This is a genomic window from Pseudomonas sp. P5_152 (assembly GCF_033989915.1).
Lineage (GTDB): Bacteria > Pseudomonadota > Gammaproteobacteria > Pseudomonadales > Pseudomonadaceae > Aquipseudomonas.
Window position 1 is genome coordinate 3,742,419 of the sequence record NZ_JASFAH010000002.1, and the last position, 24,054, is coordinate 3,766,472.

Consider the following 24,054-nt stretch of genomic DNA (forward strand, 5'->3'; position numbering starts at 1 on the left):
GATCAGACGGGCGATGTGTTGCGATTGTGCTGATCGCGCTGGACCACCCAGTACTCGACCAGTTCACGCAGTTGCGACAACTCCACCGGCTTGGCCATGTGCCCGTCCATGCCGGCCTGGCGTGCGCGCTCCTTGTGTTCGGCGAGGATGTGCGCGGTCAGTGCTACCACTGGGGTCCGAGTGCGCTGGTTGCCGACTTCCCAGGCGCGTAATTGCTGGGTGGCGGAAAAACCGTCGAGGATCGGCATTTCGCAATCCATCAACACCAGGTCATAACGCTGGGCCTTCATCGCCTTCAAGGCTTCTTCGCCGTTGCTGGCGGTATCCGGTTGCAGGTTGAGTTTGCCCAGCATGCCGCGAATCACTTTGGTCGAGATGCTGTTGTCTTCGGCGACCAGGATGCGGAAGTCGCTGGGCACACTGACCTCCAGGGGTTGGTTGCCGGGCAGGGACGGGGAGACGGCCTGACCTTTGTTGCGTTGGGTCAACTCGTCGGCCAGGGTGGTCTTGAGCGTATAGCCGGCCACGGGCTTGGCCAGGATGCGCTTGATCCCGGCGTTGCGCGCGATGATCTTGCTCGGGGCGTTGCTGATACCGGTGAGCATGATCAGCAGGATGTCGTGATTCAGGCTCGGGTCTTCCTTGATCTTGGCGGCCAGTTGCATGCCGGTCATGCCGGGCATGTTCTGGTCCAGCAGGACCACGTCGAAATAATCGCGCAGGTGCGCCTTGGTACGTAGCAAGGCCAGGGCTTCCTTGCCGGAAGGCACGGCACTGACATTCAGGCCCCAAGCCGTGCATTGCTGCACCAGGACCTTGCGGCAGGTGTCGTTGTCGTCCACCACCAGCACCCGTGCGCCTTGCAGCGGGCTGTCGAGGTCGGATGTCGGGTGTTCGAGACGGTCCGGGTCCAGGGGCAAGGTCAGCCACAGTGTATTGCCCTGATTGCTGCCGCACTTGATGCCGAACTCGCCGTGCATCAACAGGATCAACTGGCGGGCAATCACCAGGCCCAGGTTGCCGCCCAGGGGTGTCGCGGAGAGGAAGTTCTTGCTGTGCAGTTCTGCGTGCATCAAGGCTTCACGTTCTTGCGCCTCCATGGGCAGCCCGCTGTCCTGCACGGCGATGCGCAGGCGCGGTTTGCTGCTGCGCTCATCGAGGGCGACAACAATCAGGATCTCGCCTTCCTCGGTTTTTTTCAGCGCGTTTTCCAGCAGGCTCAGCAGGGTCTGGCGCAGGCGTGTCGGGTCGCCGCTGATCACGCGTGGCACCTGGGGCTGGATGAAGCTGATGAGCTCGACGTTCTGCTGCTCGGCCTTGGCGCGGAAGATGCTCAGGCAGTCGTCGACCAGGGCGTTGAGGTCGAACTGCACGTCATCCAGCTCGATTTGCCCGGACTCCAGCTTGGAGATGTCGAGGATCTCGTTGATCAGCGTCAGCAGTTCGTTGCCGGCGCTGTGGATGGTCTGCACGTAGTCGCGCTGCTTGACTGACAGTGGCGTGCCCAGCAGTAGTTCGGTCATGCCCAGTACGCCATTCATCGGGGTGCGAATTTCATGGCTGATTTTCGCCAGGAACTCGGCCTTGGCGTTGATTTCGGCATTGCTGGCGGCCAGGTCGCGGCTGATGCTGAAGCGGTTCTCGATGATGCTGCGCTGGCGCTCGGTCAGCGAAATCCCCATCAGCAGGCCGCTCAGTCCGATAAAGGCCAACAAGGCGGTGATCAGGCTTTGTGGGGCGACCACTGTCAGGCCCAGCAGCGCCGGCAAGATGATCAGCGTGCCGAGGTTGAACACCACCATCGCCATGACGAAGAAGCGGGCCGGTCGGTAGCCCTGCTGCCAGTGGTAGGCGCTGACCAGGAGCATGCTCAGGCCGGCCAGCGCGACCAGTGCATAGGTCATCAGGTTCAGCGGCAAGGTCTCGACGAACAGCAACAACAGGCTGCACAGGACAATGAACAGGATATCGCCCATCAGCAGCTTGTTCAGCGGGTGCGGGCCCAGCGGGGTAAAGAACCGGTAGGTGAACATCAGCCCGCACGGCGCCGTCAGTAGCAGGGCCAGGTAGGCGTCGGGGGTTTGCAGGGCATGCCAGTCGGGTAGCCATGGGCCGGCCAGATTCAACAGCAGGAGCATGCCCAGCATCAGCAGGCCTTCACACGCCGCGAGCCACAGGCAGGTTTGCGAGCGGGTGAAGGCATAGCGCGTGAGGTTGTGCAGGATCAGCATGGCGATGCAACCGAACAACAGGCCGTAGATCAGCGTCTGGGTCTGGTTGGCGGCGGACATGACCGCTGATTGCAGGGTGATGTAGGGCCGCAACTGGTGTTCGGACACCAAGCGTAGATATACGTCGAGTGGCTGCTGGACCTGCGGCAGTGGCACCATGAAGTCGGTGCTGGGCAGCGGGCGGGTACTCAGTGCCTGGTCGTTGCCACTGTGGGTCTGCTCGATCAGCGTGTCGCCGTCCAGCACATAGAGGTCCAGGTGCACCAGGTCGGGGGCGAAGATGCGCAGCAGTTGTTCGTGTTTGCCAGGATTGAGCCGAAAGCGCAGCCACAGCGCGCCATCGGGGTCGGCGGCGGTGATCTGGTCCAGTTCAATCGGGCTGAATTGATTGGTGTAGCGGGCCGAGCGGATGTCGGTCAGTTGCAGGCTGCCCTGTTCGTCGAGCAATACCGCCCAGCCACTGCCTTGCGTGGCCTGGGCCGGGAGCATGCAGAGCAGGGTCAGTAGGGTGACGGTCAAGCCAATGGCAATCCTGAGCCAGCGCACGGCGGAATCCCTTCTTAGGTTGATGCCAGATTACAACTATGCGCGGGCCTGGAACAGGGCGGCAAGGACCAGCGGCCCTTGCCTGGCCGAACGGCTGGCTTATTACTGGTTTTCGCCACGCTCGCGGGCAATGGCGCGGTAGCCAATGTCCTTGCGATAGAAGCAGCCGGTCCAATTGATCTTGGCGGCCAGTTGGTAGGCTTGCTGCTGGGCGGCATCGACGCTGGCGCCCATCGCCGTGGCGCAGAGCACCCGGCCACCGGCAGTCACGACGTTACCGTCCTTGAGCGCAGTGCCGGCGTGGAAGACTTTGCCTTCCAGTGTGGCGGCTGCATCCAGGCCCTGGATTACATCATCCTTGGCGTAGTCAGCTGGATAGCCACCCGCAGCCAGGACGATGCCGACGCTTGGGCGTGGATCCCACTGGGCTTCGACCTTGTCCAGCGCTTGGGCCAGTGCCGCTTCGACCAGCAACACCAGGCTCGACTGCAGGCGCAGCATCACCGGTTGGGTCTCAGGGTCGCCGAAACGGCAGTTGAATTCGATGACCTTCGGATTGCCGGCCTTGTCGATCATCAGGCCTGCATACAGGAAGCCGGTGTAGACGTTGCCTTCGGCCGCCATGCCCTTCACGGTTGGCCAGATCACCAGGTCCATGACCCGCTGATGCACTTCGCTGGTGACCACTGGTGCCGGGGAGTAGGCCCCCATGCCGCCGGTGTTCGGACCGGTGTCGCCATCGCCCACACGCTTGTGGTCTTGGCTGGTGGCCATCGGCAGGACGTTCTTGCCGTCGACCATGACGATGAAGCTGGCTTCTTCGCCGTCGAGGAACTCTTCGATCACCACGCGCGAACCGGCGTCACCGAAGGCATTGCCGGCGAGCATGTCGCGCACCGCGTCTTCGGCTTCCTGCAGGGTCATGGCGACGATCACGCCTTTACCGGCAGCCAGGCCGTCGGCCTTGATCACGATCGGCGCACCTTTTTCACGCAAGTAAGCCAGGGCTGGCTCGATCTCGGTGAAGTTCTGGTAATCGGCAGTCGGGATCTTGTGGCGCGCCAGGAAGTCCTTGGTGAAGGCCTTGGAGCCTTCCAGCTGGGCCGCGCCGGCGGTTGGGCCGAAGCAATCCAGGCCACGGGAGCGGAACAGGTCAACCACGCCAGCCACCAGCGGGACTTCCGGGCCGACGATGGTCAGGGCGACGTTCTGCTCGGCAAAGTCTGCCAGTTGTTCAAGGGCCAGGACGTCGAACGCGACGTTTTCGCACTTGGCTTCAATGGCGGTACCGGCGTTGCCGGGTGCCACGAAAACCTTCTGCACACGCGGATCCTGAGCCACTTTCCAGGCCAGGGCGTGTTCACGGCCACCGCTGCCAATGATCAAAACATTCATTTCAAAAACCTCGGATGACGCTAATTCTGTGGAGCACCGCAGGGGCGCTTTTCTGTGGGAGCTGGCTTGCCAGCGATAGCATCACTGCGGTCCATCTGAAAAACCGAGGTGTCTGCATCGCGGGCAAGCCCGCTCCCACAGGGAATCGGTTAATCAGTGACGGAAGTGGCGCATGCCGGTGAAGACCATCGCGATGCCGGCTTCATCGGCCGCTGCGATCACTTCTGCATCACGCATCGAGCCACCTGGCTGGATCACCGCGGTCACGCCGGCCTTGGCTGCGTTGTCCAGGCCGTCGCGGAACGGGAAGAACGCGTCGGAAGCCATCACCGAACCGACTACCTGCAAGCCGGCGTGTTCAGCCTTGATCGCAGCGATACGGGCCGAGTTCACACGGCTCATCTGGCCAGCGCCGACCCCGATGGTCTGGCGGTTCTTGGCGTAGACGATGGCGTTGGACTTGACGTACTTGGCCACTTTCCAGGCGAAGATTAGGTCGTTGATCTCGTGTTCGGTCGGTGCGCGCTGAGTCACGACTTTCAAGTCGTCGGCGCCGATCATGCCGATGTCGCGGCTCTGTACCAGCAGGCCGCCGTTGACGCGCTTGTAGTCCCAGGCAGCGGCACGGTCAGCCGACCACTCGCCGCAGGCCAGCAGGCGCACATTGGCCTTGGCCGCAACGATGGCGCGGGCCTCGGCGCTGACGCTCGGGGCGATGATCACTTCGACGAACTGACGCTCGACGATGGCTTTGGCGGTTTCAGCATCCAGTTCGCGGTTGAACGCGATGATGCCGCCGAAGGCCGATTCGGTGTCGGTGGCGTAGGCCAGCTCGTAGGCCTGGCGAATACCGCCTTCGGCGTCCGGGCTGACCGCTACGCCGCACGGGTTGGCGTGCTTGACGATCACGCAGGCTGGCTTGACGAAGCTCTTCACGCACTCCAGCGCGGCGTCGGTATCGGCCACGTTGTTGTACGACAGTTCCTTGCCCTGCAGTTGGGTCGCAGTGGCGATCCCGACTTCGGCAGGCGTCGCTTCTACGTAGAACGCCGCGCTCTGGTGCGGGTTCTCGCCGTAACGCATTTCCTGGGCCTTGACGAACTGGCTGTTGAAGGTGCGCGGGAATTCGCTGCGACCTTCGGTGCTGAGGGTGTCAGCCGCCTGATTCACGGTGCCCATGTAGTTGGCGATCATGCCGTCGTAGGCGGCGGTGTGTTCAAACGCCTTGAGCATCAGGTCGAAACGCTGGGTGTAGGTCAGGCCGCCGGCCTTGAGGTTTTCCAGGACGCTGGCGTAATCGCTGGCATTCACCACGATCGCTACGTCTTTGTGGTTTTTGGCTGCCGAACGGACCATGGTCGGGCCGCCGATGTCGATGTTCTCGATCGCGGTCGGCAGGTCGCAGCCCGGCTTGTTGATGGTGGCTTGGAACGGGTACAGGTTGACCGCCACCAGATCGATCGGCTTGATGCCGTGCTCGTTCATGATCGCGTCGTCGATACCGCGACGACCGAGGATCCCACCGTGGATTTTCGGGTGCAGGGTCTTCACCCGACCGTCCATCATTTCGGCAAAACCGGTGTAATCCGCGACTTCCACAGCGGCTACGCCATTGTCCTGCAGCAGCTTGAACGTCCCACCGGTGGAGAGGATCTCAACCCCAAGGGCTTCAAGCTCCTTGGCGAATTCGAGGATCCCGGTCTTGTCGGAAACGCTGATCAAGGCGCGGCGGATCGGCAGGCGGGTAGTCTGGTCGGTCATCTCAATTTCCATCAAAAGCAAAGGAAGTCAGCAAAAAAGGCGACCGGTTTTACGCGGGCGCCTTTCTGGTTTGATTAAATGCTTACAGCAAATCGTACTGCTTGAGTTTCTTGCGCAGGGTGCCGCGGTTCAGTCCCAGCAGCTCACTGGCCTTGGTCTGGTTACCCTTGACGTAGTTCATCACGCTTTCGAGCAGGGGAGCCTCGACTTCGGAGAGCACCAGGTTGTACACATCCGTGACGGCAGCGCCCTCAAGGTGGGCGAAATAATTGTGCAGCGCCTTCTCGACACTCCCGCGAAGGGTCTGGCCTTCTTCGCTCGGCGTATTGAGGTGCTGTTTCAAATTCACGTTGTCGCTCACGGGTGTTGTTCCACTCACTAAAGTCTCGGTCATCATCGTCATGCGGCCACCCCTTCTCCGTCCCCTGTCAGGCTCTTATAACGCTCGGCAAAAAACTCCCGGACGTTGGCGCATTGTGTTTCCGTTCCATCCAAACGATTGAAGTGGGCGCGAAATTCCCTGGCGCCCGGCAAGGTTGCGAGATACCAGCCGACATGCTTGCGCGCAATGCGTACGCCCATGACGTCTCCATAAAAAGCATGGAGTGCGGCCAGATGCTCAAGCAGAATACGTTCCACTTCGCTCAGCTGCGGAGCCGGCAGTTTTTCGCCGGTACGCAGGAAATGCTCGATCTCACGAAAAATCCATGGCCGCCCCTGGGCAGCCCGGCCTATCAGCAGGCCATCGGCACCGGTCGCGTCAAGCACGTGCCGGGCCTTCTCGGGCGAATCGATGTCGCCATTGGCGAACACCGGAATCGACACCGCCTGCTTGATCGCGGCAATGGTGTCGTACTCGGCGTCCCCGGTGTACAGGTCGGCACGGGTGCGCCCGTGCACCGCCAGCGCCGTGATCCCGGCCTGCTCGGCGATCTTCGCCACGGTCAGGCCGTTCTTGTTTGCCCGGTCCCAGCCGGTGCGGATCTTCAGGGTGACCGGCACATCAACCGCAGCCACCACGGCATGCAGGATCTCGGTCACCAGTGCTTCATCTTTCAACAGGGCGGACCCGGCGGCCTTGTTGCAGACCTTCTTTGCCGGACAGCCCATGTTGATATCAATAATCTGTGCGCCCAGCTCGACGTTGGCCCGGGCCGCATCCGCCAGCATCTGTGCATCACCACCGGCGATCTGTACCGAGCGAGGCTCGGGATCACCTTCGTGGACCATGCGCAGGCGCGACTTGCGGGTGTTCCACAAGCTCATGTCGCTGGTTACCATTTCCGAAACTACTAACCCTGCGCCCAGTCGCTTGCACAGCTGACGAAAGGGCTGGTCGGTGACGCCCGCCATCGGGGCGAGAATCAAGCCGTTGTGCAATGTATATGGGCCGATGCGTACCGCCGACATAGGACTTCCCTGTTGTGGGGTCGGATCATGAGAGTTCGAAAAAGGGTTGGCATGATACCCGCTCTCGATGACTGGTTAAAGGCTGAATTGGATAAAATCTGAACAGTTACTTTGTTATTGCCAGTAGTTTGGTGCGCCTCGCCAGCCGTCAGAAAGCCACCGTCAAAGGCAGGACACTGAACCGATTCACTCGGGCGAGTGAAAGCTGAGGCTGTAATTCACGGCCTTGGAGCCGGGGTCGAGGATGTCCAGGGCGATGTGGATCGGCGTTTGTGGCGGCATCTCCGCCAGGCCGGCAAGGTCGCCATTGAGGTATTCCCCCGGCTTGAATCGCCGGCTGGCGATCAGGTGGCCGTTGAGGTCGGCAAACCGCAACTCCAGCAGCGGGAACGGCTGGGAGAACGGCGCACGGTTATAGATGATGGCGTCCACCACCAGGGCGCCGCTGAAGTCCGGGTGGCTGCGCACCACCAGGTTACTGCTCTTGATTTTGGCGATGTCGACCTTGGACGGCACATTGCAGCCAATCTGTGGGCACAGTTGCTGGAACCAGGGGCGGTACTGGTCCTGGCGGGCCAGTTCGTCGAAGTGGTAGGCGATGTACTGGCCGGCCAGGGCGCCGCCCGCCAGCAGCACCATCAAGCCCCAGAACAGGCGTCGGCCCCAGGGCGAGCGGCGCTTTTGCCAGTCCAGTTGCAACGGGTCGTCGACCAGGTCCTGCAGCACTTCATCATGGCGGGCGGACTCGTTGCGCGGGCGTTTCTTGCGCGGCGGTTCGATAACCTGGGGCTGATCTTCCAGCTCGTCGTCATCGGTGGCGGACAGCCGTTCGTGGCGCTGGTCCGGCCTGGCGTCCTCGTCCACAGGCTCAAGGCGCAGTTGCGGAGCCTCGGGTTCGTCGTCATCAAGATCGACCAGCGACAGCGAAGGCTCGGTGCGTGAGGAGGTGTGGGGTTCGTCGAGATCGTCGATCGAGACGTTGCCTGTTGCCGGGCTGTCGTCGTTGGTCAAGGCGCGTTCGGCGGCAGACTCGCTGAACAGGCTGTCGGACCAGGGTTCTTCGCTTTCGCCGCTGTCGCGCCGGGCACTGAGCGAGTCTTCCCGAGGCTTGCGCTCCTGGCCGAACTCCTTGGTCGGCTGGATTTCCCGCTGCTCCAGCCGGGCCAGTTCCTCGTCGAGGTCGAGGTGGTCCAGGTCAAGCTCGGCGGCGGTCCACTGCTTCTGGCTGATCGCTCGTTGCTCGGGAGCAGGTATGGCCGGCGGCGGGGTAAGCGGGGCTGCTTGCTGACCCTGGCGTTGCTCGAGCAACTGGCGGGCGGCGTTGAACACTTGCAGGCACGAGCCGCAACGAACCACCCCGCGAGCCACGCTCAATTGAGTGTGGCTGACGCGAAAACTGGTCTGACAGTGCGGGCATTGAGTGACGAAGCTGTCGGTCATGCGGCCATCCGGAGTCTGCAAGCGCTCATTCTAGCGCCGACGGCCGGTAATACGCACCCAGCCGTCGCGATTGGCGATCGGGTCGAGATCAAAGTCCTGGGCATAAGCACCAGCGACCTCGTCACCTTGCTCGGCAAGGATCCCCGACAGCGCCAGGCGTCCGCCGGACTTGACCAGGCTGGACAGTTGCGGTGCCAGTGAAACCAGGGGCCCGGCCAGAATGTTGGCGACCAGCACATCGGCCTGCACCGGTGGCAGATCTTGTGGCAGGTACAGTGGGAACAGCTCTTCGGCAATGTTGTTGCGCCCGGCATTGTCGCGCGATGCTTCCAGCGCTTGCACGTCGATATCGGTGCCGACCGCTTGTTTCGCGCCGAGCAGCAGGGCGGCAATGGCCAGGATCCCCGAGCCGCAGCCGAAGTCCAGCACGTTGCAATCTTGCAGGTCCTGGCCGTCGAGCCACTCCAGGCACAGCGCGGTGGTCGGGTGAGTACCGGTGCCAAACGCCAGGCCCGGATCCAGCAGCAGATTTACCGCGTCGGGCTCGGGGGCGGCGTGCCAGCTTGGCACGATCCACAGGCGTTGGCCGAACTGCATCGGCTGGAAGCCATCCATCCAGCTGCGTTCCCAGTCCTGATCTTCGATCACTTCGCTGTGATGCTCGGGCAGCGGGCCGCCGGTCAGCAGCTCAAGGTGAGCCAGCACCGGGCCAGGCTCAGTGCCACCTTCAAACAGGGCCAGCAGGTGAGTGTGCGACCACAGTGGGGTGGTGTTCAGTTCCGGCTCGAAGATCGGCTGATCTTCGGCGTCCATGAAGGTCACCGAGACGGCGCCCACTTCAAGGAAAGCGTCTTCGTAGGTTTCGGCTTGTTCTGGGCTGATGGCGAGACGGACTTGCAGCCAAGGCATGGCGGGCACCTTTGAAAAATATTGATTGCAGCCTAGCGGTCTGCGAGAAGCCCGCAAGTTTACGCGAGCGCGAAGGTTTTGTGGGAGTGGGCTGTGAGCTGGGGCGAGGGAGCTTGCTTGCGTGGCGGCCTCTGGGGGGGTGGATTAGGCGGGGTACATATCCATTTCTTTGGTAACGGCCTCCTATGGTTCCGCCTGACGGCGGCTCACTTTTGAACAGCCCAAAAGTAAGCAAAAGGCTCTTTCCCCACCACTTGGCACCTCGCTTGGGCTCGGTGTGCCCTCACTCCGGCTTGAATCCGTGGGCCGCCGCCACGCGCCATCCATGGCGCGGGGCGGCTAACCCGGCGTCCTGCCGGGTTACCCACGGCTTCAAGCCTGCGTTCGGCCAGCGTGCTTAACGGGGCGCCCAGGATCAAAAGCCAGAGCCAGAGCCAGAGCCAGATCAAAAGATTGCTGACTTCGTCAGCGTCTTAGGAAGTAGAAGCCACACCGCGCATGCCCTAGCGATCAGGTCGGCTCTAAGGCCGCCTCGCTTTGTTTTTGATCCTGGGCGCCCCGTTAACCACGCTGGCCGTACTTCGATATTGATTTGGGGGTAAACCGGCAGGACGCCGGTTTAGCCGCACTGGGCCAGGGATGGCCCATTGCGGCGGCCCCCAAATCAATGTCGGAGTACGGGCATGCCGAGCCTAAGCGAGGCACCGAGTGGTGGGGTAAAAGCGTTTTGCTTACTTTTGCCTGGGCCGGCATTCCGGCTGTTCAAAAGTGAGCCGCCGTCAGGCGGAACCATAGGAGGCCGTTACCGCAAAAATGGATATGCACTCGGTCTAATCCAACACCCCGGCCCGCTCCCACAAGGTGGATGGTGCAGAAACAACAAAGCCGCCCGAAGGCGGCTTTGTCAGGTGCAGCTTCGAAGCTTAGTGCTTCTCGCCCGCCAGCTTGTGCTCGAGGTAGTGAATGTTCACGCCCCCTTTGCAGAAGCCTTCATCGCGGACCAGGTCGCGGTGCAGCGGGATGTTGGTCTTGATCCCGTCAACCACGATTTCGTCCAGCGCATTGCGCATGCGCGCCATGGCTTCGTCACGGGTTGCCCCGTAAGTGATCAGCTTGCCAATCAGCGAGTCGTAGTTCGGCGGAACGGCATAACCACTGTACAGGTGCGAATCGACGCGAACGCCGTTGCCGCCTGGCGCGTGGAAATGCTTGACCGTGCCCGGGCTCGGCATGAAGGTTTTCGGGTCTTCGGCGTTGATCCGGCACTCCAGCGCGTGACCGCGGATGACCACGTCATCCTGGGTGAACGACAGCTTGTTGCCAGCGGCGATGCTCAGCATCTCCTTGACGATGTCGATACCGGTGACCATTTCCGAAACCGGGTGCTCAACCTGAACGCGGGTGTTCATTTCGATGAAATAGAACGCGCCATTCTCGTACAGGAACTCGAAGGTGCCGGCGCCACGGTAGCCGATGTCGATGCACGCCTTGACGCAGCGGGCGAAGACTTCCTGGCGAGCCTTCTCGTCGATGCCCGGTGCCGGCGCTTCTTCGAGAACTTTCTGGTGGCGACGTTGCAGCGAGCAATCGCGGTCACCCAGGTGGATGGCGTGGCCCTGGCCATCGGAAAGCACCTGGACTTCCACGTGACGTGGGTTGGTCAGGAATTTTTCCAGATAGACCATCGGGTTGCCGAACGCCGCGCCTGCTTCGGAGCGGGTCAGTTGTGCCGAGGAGATCAGGTCTTCTTCTTTATGCACCACGCGCATGCCGCGACCACCGCCGCCGCCAGCGGCCTTGATGATCACCGGGTAGCCCACTTCGCGACCGATGCGCAGAGCGGTTTCTTCGTCTTCGGGCAGCGGGCCGTCGGAGCCTGGAACGGTGGGTACGCCGGCAGCGATCATGGCGTGCTTGGCCGAAACCTTGTCGCCCATCAGGCGGATGGTTTCAGCTTTCGGGCCGATAAAGGCAAAACCGGAGTTCTCCACCTGTTCGGCGAAGTCGGCGTTTTCCGCGAGGAACCCGTAGCCTGGGTGAATGGCAGTAGCGCCGGTCACTTCGGCTGCGGCGATGATTGCCGGGATGTGCAGGTAAGAGTGCGCGGCCGATGCCGGACCGATGCAAACGGATTCGTCTGCCAGGCCCAGGTGCATCAGCTCCTTGTCGGCCTTGGAGTAAACGGCGACGGTCTTGATACCCATCTCTTTGCAGGCGCGCAGGATCCGCAGGGCAATTTCACCGCGGTTGGCGATCAGGACTTTTTCCAACTTCGCAGTCATCAAAGGCACTCCGCGGTTCAAACGATGGTGAACAGCGGTTGGTCGTACTCAACCGGCTGGCCGTCTTCAACGAGGATGGATTCGATCACACCGCTGGTTTCAGCTTCGATGTGGTTCATCATTTTCATGGCTTCGACGATGCACAGGGTGTCGCCTTTCTTCACGCTTTGGCCTACTTCAACGAAGGACGGCGAAGTCGGCGAAGACTTGCGATAGAAGGTACCTACCATTGGCGAGCGGGCCACGGTGCCGTTGAGCACGGGTGCGGCCGGAGCGGCAGGTGCAGCGGCAGCAGCAGGCGCTGCAGCAACCGGGGCGGCAACAGGTGCAGCCATTGGCGCCGGAGCGTAGTACTGCTGGGCTGGAGTCTTGCTGTGGCGGCTGATACGTACGGACTCTTCGCCTTCCTTGATCTCGAGCTCGTCGATGCCGGACTCTTCCAGCAGTTCGATCAGTTTCTTAACTTTACGGATATCCATGAATCATCAACTCCCAAGGGTCGGTCAGGGGCGTTTAACGCTTGTTGTTCAAGCCGTTGCCGGTCTTTCAAGCTGTTCCAGGGCGGCCTCCAGGGCCAGTCGATAACCGCTGGCGCCAAGGCCGCAGATCACTCCCACCGCTACGTCGGAGAAGTAAGAGTGATGGCGGAAAGGTTCGCGTTTGTGCACGTTAGACAAATGCACTTCGATGAATGGGATGCTCACCGCCAGCAGCGCGTCACGTAATGCGACACTTGTATGCGTAAAAGCTGCTGGATTGATCAGGATGAAGTCCACGCCCTCGACACGAGCTGCGTGAATACGATCGATCAATTCATACTCGGCGTTGCTTTGCAGGTAGAGCAAATGATGGCCGGCGTTACGTGCCCGCTGTTCCAGGTCCTGATTGATCTGGGCCAGGGTCACAGCCCCGTAGACGCCCGGTTCACGGGTGCCGAGCAGGTTCAGGTTGGGTCCGTGCAGCACCAGTAGGGTCGCCATCTGCTGTTCCTTGTGATCTATGCGTAGTTATCAGAACCCGGCGACTATGCCGCAAAGCAAATATGACTGTCCAGTTCTCTGCAATAGCCAGCACGATTACCGATGATTGCGCGAAGTATATGACCAACTGATTAAATCTGGTCATTCAAGATGGCTGCACGTTCGGCGAAGTCCCGGCGACAGGCGAAGCGCCTGCAACAGGTCGCTCAAACACGAAAGGCCTGCACTGCCGTATGCAGTTGCCCACCCAGCACCAACAGGTTCTCGCCCTGGCTGCGCCCTTGGCCAATGCGCAGCAGATTGTCCCCGCCCAGTTGATGAATGCGTTCGCTGTGATCACGGATTTCGCTGACCGCGCCACTTTGCTGGGCCGTGACATCGGCGATGCGCACGGCGGTATCGGCGATGGTCTGGATCGCATCGACGATTTTATCCAGGGCGCCGTCAGCCGCCTGCGCCTGGCTGGCGGTGGCCTCGGCGTGCTCGACCTGGGCGCGCATGCCGTCCACCGACAAGCGCGCCGCCTGTTGCAAGCCGGCAATCAGGGTCTGGATTTCGGCGGTGGCGCCGGCGGTGCGTTGGGCCAGGGAGCGAACTTCCTCGGCGACCACTGCAAAACCACGGCCCATTTCCCCGGCGCGGGCGGCTTCGATGGCGGCGTTCAGGGCCAGCAGGTTGGTCTGGTCGGCAATCGAGCGAATTACTGTCAGCACGCCGCCGATGGTCGCTGATTCCTCGGCCAGGTGCTCGATCATCTGGGCATTGCCCTGGACCTCGTCGACCAGCGCGTGCAGCCCGGTCAGGCTCATGCCGATCACCTGCTGCCCGTGGGCGACTGCCAAGCCGGCATGGCGACTGGCGTCGGCCGCCTGGCTGGCATCGCCGGCCACTTGCACGATAGTGGCTTCCAGCTCGCCCAGGGAGTCGCGGATCAGCGCGGTGTCGCCAGCCTGATGCTCGGCACCGCTGTGCAGTTCGTTGCTCAGTTCGGCCAGCACACGGCTGCTGCCGGCGACTTGTTCGGCGTTGCGCCGGATGGTGCCCACCAGATCCACCAGGTAGGCGCGCAGGCGATTGAGCGATGCCTCGATGTCGTGCAGTTCACGGTTGGTCGCCCCCAAGTGGATGTCGGCGCTGAAATCCCCTTCGGCCCAGGTCGACAAGGCCGGTGCCAGGTTGCTCAGGACTCGTGCCAGGCGTCTTTGCAGAGTGTCGATCAGCAGGGCGATCAACAGAATCAGGCCGATCATCGCGCCCTGGAGCAAGCGCACTTCGCCTTGAATCTGCCCATGCTGAGCGCGCACCACGGGCTCCAGCCCGGCGATGGCCTGCTGCACGGCGTCGATTTTCAGGTGGGTGGCGGCGCTCAGTTCGCTGCGTTGGCGGATCTGTTCGCGGGTTCGGGCCAGTTCAGCCGGGTAGCGGGCGAGCAGGCTGGCCAATTCGCGCTTGTAGCCGGTGCCGGCATCTTCGGCGACCGTTTGTTCGTTGCCTTGCAGACCCATCATCGCGGCGAAGTCGTCGCTGTTCGACGCCTGGCTGCTCGCCACGCCGAGCAATGGCAAGGCGTCGATCAGGCCGGCCTGGCTGCGGATGTTGGTCACTTCACGCTCGACATCGACCGCCAACTCACTGCGGCCACTGCTCACCAATTTGTCCCGGGCCAGGGACAGCTTGCTCAGGTGTTGGGCCGCCGCCAGCAACGCCGGCAAGTAAGCGGCGGATTCCGGGCCGGGGCTGGCGGTGGCGTACTGGCCGAGTTGCTCCAGGCTGGCCCCCAGTTCGCGTTCCGCTTGCAGCAGCAGCGCTTGTGGATCTCCAGCCAGCTTGCCCGCCGCCAGCAGCTCGGTGTTGCTGAACGCCTCGAGGCTGGCCAGGCTTGGGCGCAGGCTTTGCGCCAGCTCGGGGGGCATTTCATCCAGGCCTTGTTGCAGCGTGGTAATCGCCTGGGTGGCGCTGCTCAGGCGCAAGGCGTCGCCGCTTTGCAGGTAGTCTTCGATCTTGCGTGCCACTTGGTTCTGGAACTGCTGGGAGAGTCCCAGGTAACGCTCCATCAACAGATAAGGACGTTCCAGGGCTTTTTGCGACCACCACAAAGTGGTGCCGAGTGCGAGGCACACCGCCACTAACAGCAGGGTATTGAGATTGGTCAGCCACTTCAGGCGCATCAGGTTTCTACCGACGACAGAATGGTAAGCGCCCGAAGTTATTGCGTTCGTATTACAGCGTTATGACCAAATCGGTGGTTTCCGTGGAAAAAGTGGCACTTTGCCTTGATTGCTGCGCAGCCTGCACCCGATTGCGACCTGCCGCCTTGGCGCGATACAGGGCTTCGTCTGCCTGGCTGGCCATCATCAGGCTGTCGCTGTCTTCACTCAGGTCGACCACGCCGGCGCTGAAGGTGCACCACAGGTCTTGCGGTTGGGCTGGGTAGTGAATCTCGGCAAAGCGTCGACGGATCTGCTCGAGTACTTTGTAGGCCGATTCGATATCGGTGTCGGGCATGACGATGGCGAACTCTTCGCCGCCATAACGACCAATGAAGTCGGTCTTGCGCAGGCGTTGCTTGAGAAACAGCGCCAGGCTCTTGATCACCCGGTCGCCCATGGGGTGGCCGTGGCTGTCGTTGACTCGCTTGAAGTGGTCGATGTCGAGCATGGCAAAACTCAAGGGCTTGTTCTCGCGGCGGGCGCGGAAGCTGCAGTCTTCGAGCAGTTGCAGGATATGGGTGTGGTTATACAGGCCAGTCAGGCTGTCGCGGACCATGCGCGCCTTGAGGTTGCGGGCCCGGGCCGCGCGATTGCGCACGGTGGTGATCAGGTGGCGCGGCTTGATCGGCTTGGTCAGGAAGTCGTCGCCCCCTTCGCTCATGGCGTCCAGTTGCTTGTCCAGGTCATCCTCGGCCGACAGGTAGATGATCGGCACACTGACATAACGGTCGTTGTGTCGGATCACCTTGGCCAGTTCGGTACCGGTGCAGGCCGGCATGTACATGTCGAGAATGATCAGGTCGGGCTGGAAGTCCGCCAACTCGGCCATGGCCTGGATCGGCTCGATCAAGGTGCGGGTAATGATCCCGGCACTGTTGAGCAGGCGCTCGGTGTACATGGCCTGGGCGCGGGAGTCGTCGATGATCAGCACTTTGTAGGGTTCGTACTGGGCGATGCAGGTCAGCACTTCGATCTTTTCCAGCAGGCTCGAAGCCTCGAGGGTGCCGGTGAGGAACTCCTGGCCGCCGGCCCGGACCGCGGCCAGGCGCGTCGGCGTGTCGGTTTCCAGCAGGCTGAAAAACAGCAGCGGCAGCTTGTGCTCCAGGCCTTCCTGGGCTTGGGCCGCCAGTTGCAGGCCCAAGCCTGGGCCCTCGAAATCGACGTCCATGACAATCGCACTCGGCAGGCGCTCGACCATCGCCGCGCGAAACGCCGCCACGCTGTCCAGGGACTGGGCACTCAGGCCAAAAAACTCCAGCTGCTTGGCCAGGCGTTCGGCACGGTCGTGATCCTGCAGCAATACGTACACCGGCTTGCGCAAGGGTGGCAGATAGGTTTGCTCGAGCTGGTCGCCCTGGCGCAGGCCGGTGCGCGACAAGCGTTGCATCAAGCGGTTGAGGTCGCTGATCAGGCCACTGCTCAAGCGTCCACGATTGGCGTCGACGGCCTGCAGGGACTGGTTGATACCGTGCGCCAACTGGGTATGTTCGGGCTGTTCGAAGCGCTCGGCGAAACGTAGCAGGCGCAGGTTGGCTTCGCTGAGCTCCGCCAGGTCGGTTGTCGACCACTCACTGCCTTGCAGGCGCTGCCAAATCTCAAGAATCTGACGTGCCTGATGAATTACCCGCTGGGCAAAGTGCTGCTTGAGGCGCTCACGGCTGGGGTCTTCTGGCTCGGTCATATCCTGACTACTAGTGAGGGTGCATGCTGAGGTCGAGTGGTGGCTCTATGCTAGCACCACTTTCCAGTTGCATGAGTGTCGCCAGTCAATATTGTGCAAAGCGACTCCATTCAGTTTATGACCGACTGGTCTCGTAGGCTCGTGGCTCTGCTTCATCTATAGTGCTCGCTCGACCGCCAGACATGCGGCGCCGTGCCAGGGCAGGATTAATCCGCTGCTGGCGAGGCACGATGGAGTAGGGTTGTGGTCGAACCGATGAACTCAAGTGATTGAAAGGATATCGCCATGCTGGACTGGAAGAACCGTGCAGGCAGCGCGCCCGAGCGCGCCGCCGAACCCAAGTCGGACACCCGCAGCTATTTGGGTGGCCTGCTGTTCAGCCGTGCGCTGGCTACGCTGATCGGTCTGTATCTGCTGGTGACCATCGGCCTGGGCTGGTACTGGAGCGAGGAGCCTGCGCTGTTCCCGGTCCAGCAGAACGCCCAGATCGCCGCTGAGAAAGACGGCAAGCAGATGGTCGTCGGCTACACCACGGTGGAAACCCTGAAGTCGGTGGCCGGTACCTTGCTGAACAAGCCAGGCGGCTACATTTCCAACGACCGGTTCCCGCCGGGCCTGTGGATGGACAACATGCCGAGCTGGGAATACGGAGTGCTGGTACAGGTCCGCGACCTGACCCGGGCCCTGCGCAAAGACTTTGCCCGCTCGCAATCGCAGTCGGCTGAAGACGCCGACCTGGCCAAGGCCGAGCCGCGCTTCAACTTCGACAACAAGAGCTGGGTGCTGCCTTCCAGTGAGTCGGAATACCAGGAAGGCATCAACTCCCTGACCCGCTATCAGGCGCGCCTGTCGGACCCTTCGCAAAAGAACGCGCTGTTCTATGCCCGCGCCGACAACCTGAACAACTGGCTGGGCGATGTCGGCACCCGCCTGGGTTCGCTGTCGCAACGCCTGTCGGCCAGTGTCGGCCGGGTCAAGCTGAACACCTCGCTGAAAACCGAAGTCGTGGCCCCAGGCCAGGTGCCGCAGGTCGACGAGGAAGTGGTGGAAACCCCGTGGATGCAGATCGACAACGTGTTCTATGAGGCGCGCGGCCAGGCGTGGGCCCTGTCGCACTTGCTGCGGGCGATCGAAGTCGACTTTGCCGATGTCCTGGCCAAGAAGAACGCCACCGTCAGCGTGCGCCAGATCATTCGTGAGCTGGAAGCCTCGCAGGAGCCAGTCTGGAGCCCGATGATCCTCAATGGCAGCGGTTTTGGTCCATTGGCCAACCACTCGCTGGTCATGGCCAACTACATTTCGCGGGCCAACGCAGCGGTGATCGACCTGCGTCAGCTGCTCAACCAGGGCTGAGTCATGGTTGATCAAGCCCGGGAGGCCGCGCACCGTGCGGCCTCGGATGCCGAGCAGATCGCCTGGGTCGACGAGCAGGACCACCTGCTCGGCTCACTGGTGCGCTCAGAGTTGCGCGAGCGCGGGCTGATCGGGCGCGGCACCTACATCATGCTGTTCAACTCCTGCGGTGAGTTGTGCGTGCATCAGCGCACCTTCAGCAAGGCGCTCTATCCCGGATTCTGGGATGTGGCGGCCGGCGGCATGGTCGGTGCCGATGAAAGCTACGCCGAGTCGGCGGCCCGGGAGCTTGCGGAGGAATTGGGGGTTAGCGGGGTGGAACTGACCGCCCACGACCATTTTTTCTTCGAGGACACCGACAGCCGCCTGTGGTGTGCGGCGTTTTCGGCGGTCTGGGACGGGCCCTTGATACTGCAGCCGGAAGAGGTGCTGCAGGCGCGTTTTATCCCCCTTGCCCAGGTCATGCAGGAAATCAGCGAAAAGCCTTACTGCCCGGACTCTTTGGCGGCCTTGAAACGCTATCTGCGGGTGCGCGGCATCGACGTCGCAAAAGATGCATAAATTGGCGCCGATTGGCTCTTAGCAAGTGAGCTTTTTGTCGTTACACTGCGCGACCTTTTGTAGGAGCGAGTGCCCGCTCCTACAGTGAAATGCTTGTTGTACCGTTCCAGTAGCGCTGCCCCTGCCTGAGTGGGGCTTCGCGGTCGATAGCCCGTGCCAACGTGGCTGCGACCAGTCTTTGTCCTCCCAAGAGGATTGCCGGTGGCCAAAAAAGCCGCATCCTTCGCCGCCCTTGGTGGCTTGGTATTTTCCACCGACGCAGGTCGACATTGCCCGGACTGTAGCCAGCCCGTGGCAGCCTGTATCTGCCAACAAACCGTTATCCCGGCCGGTGATGGCATCGCGCGCGTGCGCCGCGAAAGCAAGGGCCGTGGCGGCAAGACGGTGACCACCATCAGCGGCGTACCGCTGGCCGAAGACGCGCTCAAGGACCTGGCCACGACGTTGAAGAAACGCTGTGGTACCGGCGGCGCGTTGAAGGACGGGGTCATCGAAATCCAGGGCGATCATGTCGAGCTACTCTTGGCAGAGCTGATCAAGCACGGTTTCAAAGCGAAGAAATCCGGCGGCTAGCAGCCTCTGTGAAGACCACTCCGACTTGACGCAGGCCTGATCCCGATCAGCGTCGGCAGCGTCTCCATGGTTTTCACAGAGCCTGTTCTGACCGGTTTCTAAACTCAGGGCTGCATTCGAGGTCTATCCCCTCGTTGCAGGCTAATCGTCATTTTCATTCTTTAAGCTGCGCCAGCCCTCAACCCGGGTGGCGCTCTTTGACTTCATTTATAGGGGACTTCGATGTCCGTACGACGCACACGCAAAGACGATGGCAGCCAATGGACAGTTGCGGACAGCCGCAGTGTTTACGGGATTCGCCATTGGGGGGCCGGGTATTTCGCGATCAATGACGCCGGTCGCGTCGAAGTTCGTCCGAACGGTCCGAGCAGCTCGCCTATCGACCTGTTCGAGCAAGTCGACCAGTTGCGCAAAAGTGGCCTGTCCTTGCCGTTGCTGGTCCGTTTCCCGGACATTCTGCAAGACCGCGTGCGTCAGTTGACTGGCGCCTTCGATGCGAACATCGAGCGCCTGGAATACCAGAGCAAATACACCGCCCTGTACCCGATCAAGGTTAACCAGCAAGAAGCGGTGATCGAGAACATCATCGCTACCCAGGATGTGTCCATCGGCCTTGAAGCCGGTTCCAAGCCTGAGCTGCTGGCCGTGCTGGCCCTGGCGCCGAAGGGCGGCACCATCGTCTGCAACGGTTACAAGGACCGTGAGTTCATCCGCCTGGCGCTGATGGGCCAGAAGCTCGGTCACAACGTATTCATCGTGATCGAGAAAGAATCCGAAGTCGGCCTGGTGATCGAAGAAGCCGCCTCGCTCAAGGTCAAGCCACAGGTCGGCCTGCGGGTACGCCTGTCGTCCCTGGCTTCGTCCAAGTGGGCGGACACCGGTGGTGAGAAATCCAAGTTCGGCCTGTCGGCGGCGCAACTGCTGTCGGTGGTCGAGCGCTTCCGCGCCGCTGGCCTGGACCAGGGCATCCGCCTGCTGCACTTCCACATGGGTTCGCAGATCGCCAACCTGGCGGACTACCAGCACGGTTTCAAGGAAGCAATCCGTTACTACGGCGAGTTGCGCAACCTCGGCCTGCCGGTCGACCACATCGACGTCGGCGGCGGCCTGGGTGTGGACTACGACGGTACGCATTCGCGTAACGCCAGTTCGATCAACTACGACATGGACGATTACGCCGGTGTCGTGGTCGGGATGCTCAAGGAATTCTGCGACGCGCAGAGCCTGCCACACCCGAACATCTTCTCCGAAAGCGGCCGCTCCCTGACCGCCCACCACGCCATGCTGGTGGTGCAGGTGACCGACGTCGAGAAACACAACGACGACGTACCGCAGATCGAGAACAAGGAAGCGCTGCCGGAAACCGTGCAATGGCTGGTGGACCTGCTGGGTCCGACCGACATCGAGATGGTCACCGAAACCTACTGGCGCGCCACTCACTACATGAGCGACGTGGCGGCCCAGTACGCCGATGGCAAGCTGACCCTGGCCGAGAAAGCCCTGGCCGAGCAATGCTACTTCGCCGTCTGCCGTCGCCTGCACAACTCGTTGAAGGCCCGTCAGCGCTCGCACCGCCAGGTGCTCGACGAACTCAACGACAAGCTGGCCGACAAGTACATCTGCAACTTCTCGGTATTCCAGAGCCTGCCGGACACCTGGGCCATCGGCCAGGTCCTGCCGATCCTGCCGCTGCACCGTCTCGACGAAGAGCCGCTGCGCCGCGCCGTGCTGCAAGACCTGACCTGCGACTCCGACGGCAAGATCAAGCAGTACGTCGACGAGCAGAGCATCGAGACCAGCCTGCCGGTGCATGCCCTCAAGGACGGTGAAGACTACCTGCTGGGGATCTTCCTGGTGGGCGCCTACCAGGAAATCCTCGGCGATATGCACAACCTGTTTGGTGACACCGACTCGGTGAACATCTACCAGAATGCCGACGGCAGTGTTTATCACGCTGGGATCGAGACCCACGACACCATCGAGGACATGCTGCGCTACGTGCACTTGTCGCCGGAAGAGCTGATGACTCACTACCGCGACAAAGTCGCCAGTGCGCGGATCACCGCTGCCGAGCGTACCCAGTTCCTCGACGCACTGCGCCTGGGCCTGACTCGTTCTTCGTACCTGTCTTCCTGAGGTAACGAACCGCTGAAACCAGGCTGTCTGAAAATGTTCCGCGTCTTGCGGAAAATTCGGATGGTCTGGTAAGGCGATTCCTAGTTTTTTCAGCGATTTTTAATGGTGTAGCACTATCAACGATGGTGCTTCCTCATTTCATGTAGTCCATTTCCCAAGTTGTATTTCGGCACTCTACTCGGCCATGTCTCTCAGCGAGAATCCCCGGCCGCCCCTCCTGTAGAGAAAAGCCGATGTTCGATCCCCTTTACGAGCCGTCATTTCGTCTGGAGATAGCGGGTCAACCCCAGCCCCTGGTCGTGGTCGCGTTAAGCGGCAGCGAAGCCATCAGCCAACCCTTTGAGTTCCTGCTGGACTTGCACCTGGACGAGCGCCAGTTGGACCTGTCCAGCCTGATGTTTCGCGCGGCCTATCTGTGCTTCGGCACGGCGGTCAGCGGCATTCATGGACAGATCCAGGGCCTGGTGCCGCTTCACGATGAAGCACAACCTGGCCTCTGGCGTGTGACCCTGGGCCCGCGACTGGCCTGTCTGGCACGTCGCTTCACCCAGCGTGTATTCAGCGGATTGTCGGTGCCGCAGATCCTCGCCCAGGTATTGAGTGAGCACGGCATTGACGGGCAGGCTTGCCGATTCGAATTGCGCGGTGAGTATCCGGCACTGGAGTTCTGCACTCAGTACCGTGAATCCGACCTGGCGTTTGTCCAGCGCCTGTGTGGCCAGCAGTCGATTGACTACCACTTCCGGCACCGCCGAGCAGGCCATTGCCTGGTGTTTAGCGATTGCGGGCAGCACCACTGCGTGGCCGAGACGCTGAGCTTCGGGGTTGAAGGTGCCGCCGGTGTCAGGCGATTTGCAGTGCATGCGCAAGCGGACGGCATCCATGTGCAGGCAGCAACCGAGCGGCCCACAGTGCGCGCTGGGCGGCTTTTATCCTGCTCCGGACACCCCAGCACCGAGGGCACTGGCCAGTGGTTGATCATCCGGGTCGAACATTGCGCGAGCCAGCACGACGTGCCGCACTATCACAATCGACTGCGGGCCATTCCGTGGGGCGTGCCGTACGTGCCAGCCGAATCGCCGGCGAAACCGCGCATGAGCAGCCTGCAACTCGGCTGGGTGGTGAGCGTGGACGGCCAACACCGTGATGCGCAGCAGCGGATCGCGGTGCAACTGGAGTGGCTGTACCAGGGCGAGGGCGGTCGTCCCAGTCATTGCTGGTTGCCGGTGTCTGCGCATTTATCTGTCCAGGCGATAAACGCTCTCAGGACAGGTGTGGAGGTGTACGTCAGCTATACCGAGGGTGATCCGGACCAGCCCTTGATCTGTGGCGTGCTCGTCACGCCACTGCAGACCGGGGATAACCTGGCCGCTACCGGCTCGCCTGCGACACGCTTGCAACTGCAGATCAGTGCGGCAGCATTCATGGGGAGCGAGCAACAGCTGCAAGTGTCGCCCGGGCCGGCACAGGCCGTTGGCCCCAGCGTTGAACGGCAGTTCAAGGTCGGTTGCAGCGAAGTGAGTTTCGACGGTGAAACCTTGCGCCTGTCCAGCCCGAACATTCATCTCAAGGCCATGGAACCGCCCACGGTCGAGACCCCGAGTGCAACCATGGAGGAAGTGCCCGCGATCGCGGCCCAGGACTTGCTGACCCTGCTGCGCACCAGTCAGCCGCTGGTGTTGCTGTGCCTGCTGCCCGGTGGTGGCAGCTACAGCCATTGCCGCCAGTTCATCTGCGTGTGTCGCACGGCGACAGGTGATGGCCTGAGTGGTGCAGCATGAGCCTGACTCGCACAGCGCAATGGCTGTTGCTCGACATACCCGCCGCACCGCAGGCCTGCAGCCGGTTGCAGCACGGCTTTGCCGGCGCGGTGCGGCACGCGTTGTTTGCCAACACCGACCTGCATGGGTTGCGCGAGCAGGGGCCGCAGGTGATCGAATTGGCGAGCCACGCGCGGCTGGCCGATTGTGTCCATGATCAGCCGGAAGACTGGCCTGGGCTCCTGTTGCAGACCTCGGTGTCGGCAGGTCCGTTGCTCGAGCACTTGCGGCGCATGCTCACGGTGACCTTCGGCCTGCATCACAAGGGCCTGTTGAGCTACTACAACCCCTGGACCGCCAGCTACTTCTTCGATGCCCGCGACGCCAGTGAGTTAAGCCGCTGGTTGGGGCCGATCGACCGGTTGTACTGGTACGGCGGCACCTGGGCGGATCGGGCCATGGGCAGCCTGGGGTGGCAGCAGATGGTCAATCCGCGCCGGGCTGTAAGTGAGCTGGCGATCGAAGACAACCTCAGCCAGCACCAGCAGGATAAGTTGCAGACGTGTTTGCTGGAGCGCCATGCCTGGTCGTGGTGCCGGGCCACTGGACATGATTATGGGGTGATCTGGTGCTGCCTCGAGGAAGGCTTGGAACAGGGCTTCACCGAGCACGCGGTGCTGGACGGCTGGTTGCGCCTGCGCCTGCAATACCCATCCGCCACATTGCAGGTGGTTCTGCCGGGAGGCACTCAGCAGGAGCGTCTGGACAGCCTGCGTCAGCACTGGCGCAACGATCCGACTTGAAGCCGGCGTCTGCGCCAGTACGG

At 61.8% G+C, this 24,054-nt stretch carries 18 protein-coding genes; 6 read left to right on the forward strand and 12 right to left on the reverse strand.

All coding sequences use genetic code 11. From position 1 onward, the window contains the following. Positions 1-2 precede the first annotated feature (2 nt). From QMK50_RS16920 to QMK50_RS16975, 12 genes are all read right to left on the reverse strand, one after another. On the reverse strand, positions 3-2,777 hold the full coding sequence (locus QMK50_RS16920; protein WP_320333546.1) for a hybrid sensor histidine kinase/response regulator: 2,775 nt from the start codon (positions 2,775-2,777) through the stop codon (positions 3-5). Between the two features lie 102 nt (positions 2,778-2,879). Next, positions 2,880-4,172, reverse strand: a complete 1,293-nt coding sequence (purD, locus tag QMK50_RS16925) for a phosphoribosylamine--glycine ligase (protein ID WP_320333547.1) — start codon at positions 4,170-4,172, stop codon at positions 2,880-2,882. A gap of 153 nt (positions 4,173-4,325) precedes the next feature. Next, a complete protein-coding gene (gene purH / locus QMK50_RS16930) occupies positions 4,326-5,933 on the reverse strand; it encodes a bifunctional phosphoribosylaminoimidazolecarboxamide formyltransferase/IMP cyclohydrolase (RefSeq protein ID WP_320333548.1) in 1,608 nt (535 codons plus the stop codon). An 82-nt stretch (positions 5,934-6,015) separates the two neighbouring features. Next, positions 6,016-6,336 (reverse strand): DNA-binding transcriptional regulator Fis, encoded by a 321-nt coding sequence (gene fis, locus QMK50_RS16935; RefSeq protein WP_003186237.1) that lies wholly within the window; start codon positions 6,334-6,336, stop codon positions 6,016-6,018. Next, on the reverse strand, positions 6,333-7,343 hold the full coding sequence (dusB, locus tag QMK50_RS16940; RefSeq protein WP_320333549.1) for a tRNA dihydrouridine synthase DusB: 1,011 nt from the start codon (positions 7,341-7,343) through the stop codon (positions 6,333-6,335). Before dusB ends, fis begins: the two co-directional genes overlap by 4 nt. A 186-nt stretch (positions 7,344-7,529) precedes the next feature. Continuing rightward, positions 7,530-8,783, reverse strand: a complete 1,254-nt coding sequence (locus QMK50_RS16945) for a DUF3426 domain-containing protein (protein ID WP_320333550.1) — start codon at positions 8,781-8,783, stop codon at positions 7,530-7,532. A 30-nt stretch (positions 8,784-8,813) separates the two neighbouring features. Then, positions 8,814-9,692, reverse strand: coding sequence for a 50S ribosomal protein L11 methyltransferase (prmA, locus tag QMK50_RS16950; protein ID WP_095171151.1), 879 nt, complete (start codon positions 9,690-9,692; stop codon positions 8,814-8,816). 923 nt (positions 9,693-10,615) lie between these two features. After that, positions 10,616-11,974 (reverse strand): acetyl-CoA carboxylase biotin carboxylase subunit, encoded by a 1,359-nt coding sequence (gene accC, locus QMK50_RS16955; protein WP_095170173.1) that lies wholly within the window; start codon positions 11,972-11,974, stop codon positions 10,616-10,618. Between the two features lie 17 nt (positions 11,975-11,991). Next, a complete protein-coding gene (gene accB, locus QMK50_RS16960; protein ID WP_095170174.1) occupies positions 11,992-12,453 on the reverse strand; it encodes an acetyl-CoA carboxylase biotin carboxyl carrier protein in 462 nt (153 codons plus the stop codon). A 48-nt stretch (positions 12,454-12,501) separates the two neighbouring features. Then, entirely contained in the window at positions 12,502-12,954 is a 453-nt protein-coding gene (gene aroQ, locus QMK50_RS16965; RefSeq protein ID WP_159993541.1) for a type II 3-dehydroquinate dehydratase, read from the reverse strand. Positions 12,955-13,160: 206 nt separating this feature from the next. Continuing rightward, complete coding sequence (locus QMK50_RS16970; RefSeq protein WP_320333551.1) at positions 13,161-15,122, reverse strand: methyl-accepting chemotaxis protein; 1,962 nt, start codon at positions 15,120-15,122, stop codon at positions 13,161-13,163. Positions 15,123-15,174: 52 nt separating this feature from the next. Further along, positions 15,175-16,845, reverse strand: a complete 1,671-nt coding sequence (locus tag QMK50_RS16975; protein ID WP_095170177.1) for a response regulator — start codon at positions 16,843-16,845, stop codon at positions 15,175-15,177. Positions 16,846-17,130: 285 nt separating this feature from the next. Between QMK50_RS16975 and QMK50_RS16980 the strand changes: the two genes are divergently transcribed. The 6 genes from QMK50_RS16980 to QMK50_RS17005 all read left to right on the forward strand — a co-directional run bounded on the left by QMK50_RS16980 (position 17,131) and on the right by QMK50_RS17005 (position 24,031). Further along, on the forward strand, positions 17,131-18,198 hold the full coding sequence (locus QMK50_RS16980) for a DUF2333 family protein (RefSeq protein WP_095170178.1): 1,068 nt from the start codon (positions 17,131-17,133) through the stop codon (positions 18,196-18,198). A 3-nt stretch (positions 18,199-18,201) separates the two neighbouring features. After that, complete coding sequence (locus QMK50_RS16985; protein WP_320333552.1) at positions 18,202-18,759, forward strand: NUDIX hydrolase; 558 nt, start codon at positions 18,202-18,204, stop codon at positions 18,757-18,759. Between the two features lie 201 nt (positions 18,760-18,960). Beyond that, positions 18,961-19,332 carry a translation initiation factor Sui1 gene (locus tag QMK50_RS16990; RefSeq protein WP_095170180.1) on the forward strand — a complete coding sequence of 124 codons (372 nt, stop codon included), beginning with the start codon at positions 18,961-18,963 and terminating at the stop codon, positions 19,330-19,332. A 222-nt stretch (positions 19,333-19,554) separates the two neighbouring features. Then, positions 19,555-21,468: an arginine decarboxylase gene (speA, locus tag QMK50_RS16995; protein WP_159993549.1), complete on the forward strand. Its 1,914-nt coding sequence runs from the start codon at positions 19,555-19,557 to the stop codon at positions 21,466-21,468. A gap of 233 nt (positions 21,469-21,701) precedes the next feature. After that, entirely contained in the window at positions 21,702-23,249 is a 1,548-nt protein-coding gene (locus tag QMK50_RS17000; RefSeq protein ID WP_320333553.1) for a type VI secretion system Vgr family protein, read from the forward strand. Beyond that, positions 23,246-24,031 carry a DUF4123 domain-containing protein gene (locus QMK50_RS17005; RefSeq protein WP_095170183.1) on the forward strand — a complete coding sequence of 262 codons (786 nt, stop codon included), beginning with the start codon at positions 23,246-23,248 and terminating at the stop codon, positions 24,029-24,031. The genes QMK50_RS17000 and QMK50_RS17005 overlap by 4 nt, the downstream gene beginning before the upstream one ends. Positions 24,032-24,054 lie beyond the last annotated feature (23 nt).

What these genes read in the sequence shown, in the direction of transcription:
- accC (WP_095170173.1), bottom strand. Translation starts at nt 11,974, where the DNA reads ATGACTGCGAAGTTGGAAAAAGTCCTGATCGCCAACCGCGGTGAAATT.
- purH (WP_320333548.1), bottom strand. Translation starts at nt 5,933, where the DNA reads ATGACCGACCAGACTACCCGCCTGCCGATCCGCCGCGCCTTGATCAGC.
- dusB (WP_320333549.1), bottom strand. Translation starts at nt 7,343, where the DNA reads ATGTCGGCGGTACGCATCGGCCCATATACATTGCACAACGGCTTGATT.
- QMK50_RS16945 (WP_320333550.1), bottom strand. Translation starts at nt 8,783, where the DNA reads ATGACCGACAGCTTCGTCACTCAATGCCCGCACTGTCAGACCAGTTTT.
- QMK50_RS17000 (WP_320333553.1), top strand. Translation starts at nt 21,702, where the DNA reads ATGTTCGATCCCCTTTACGAGCCGTCATTTCGTCTGGAGATAGCGGGT.
- aroQ (WP_159993541.1), bottom strand. Translation starts at nt 12,954, where the DNA reads ATGGCGACCCTACTGGTGCTGCACGGACCCAACCTGAACCTGCTCGGC.
- speA (WP_159993549.1), top strand. Translation starts at nt 19,555, where the DNA reads ATGTCCGTACGACGCACACGCAAAGACGATGGCAGCCAATGGACAGTT.
- QMK50_RS16980 (WP_095170178.1), top strand. Translation starts at nt 17,131, where the DNA reads ATGCTGGACTGGAAGAACCGTGCAGGCAGCGCGCCCGAGCGCGCCGCC.
- QMK50_RS16975 (WP_095170177.1), bottom strand. Translation starts at nt 16,845, where the DNA reads ATGACCGAGCCAGAAGACCCCAGCCGTGAGCGCCTCAAGCAGCACTTT.
- QMK50_RS16970 (WP_320333551.1), bottom strand. Translation starts at nt 15,122, where the DNA reads ATGCGCCTGAAGTGGCTGACCAATCTCAATACCCTGCTGTTAGTGGCG.
- QMK50_RS17005 (WP_095170183.1), top strand. Translation starts at nt 23,246, where the DNA reads ATGAGCCTGACTCGCACAGCGCAATGGCTGTTGCTCGACATACCCGCC.
- fis (WP_003186237.1), bottom strand. Translation starts at nt 6,336, where the DNA reads ATGACGATGATGACCGAGACTTTAGTGAGTGGAACAACACCCGTGAGC.
- prmA (WP_095171151.1), bottom strand. Translation starts at nt 9,692, where the DNA reads ATGCCTTGGCTGCAAGTCCGTCTCGCCATCAGCCCAGAACAAGCCGAA.
- purD (WP_320333547.1), bottom strand. Translation starts at nt 4,172, where the DNA reads ATGAATGTTTTGATCATTGGCAGCGGTGGCCGTGAACACGCCCTGGCC.
- accB (WP_095170174.1), bottom strand. Translation starts at nt 12,453, where the DNA reads ATGGATATCCGTAAAGTTAAGAAACTGATCGAACTGCTGGAAGAGTCC.
- QMK50_RS16985 (WP_320333552.1), top strand. Translation starts at nt 18,202, where the DNA reads ATGGTTGATCAAGCCCGGGAGGCCGCGCACCGTGCGGCCTCGGATGCC.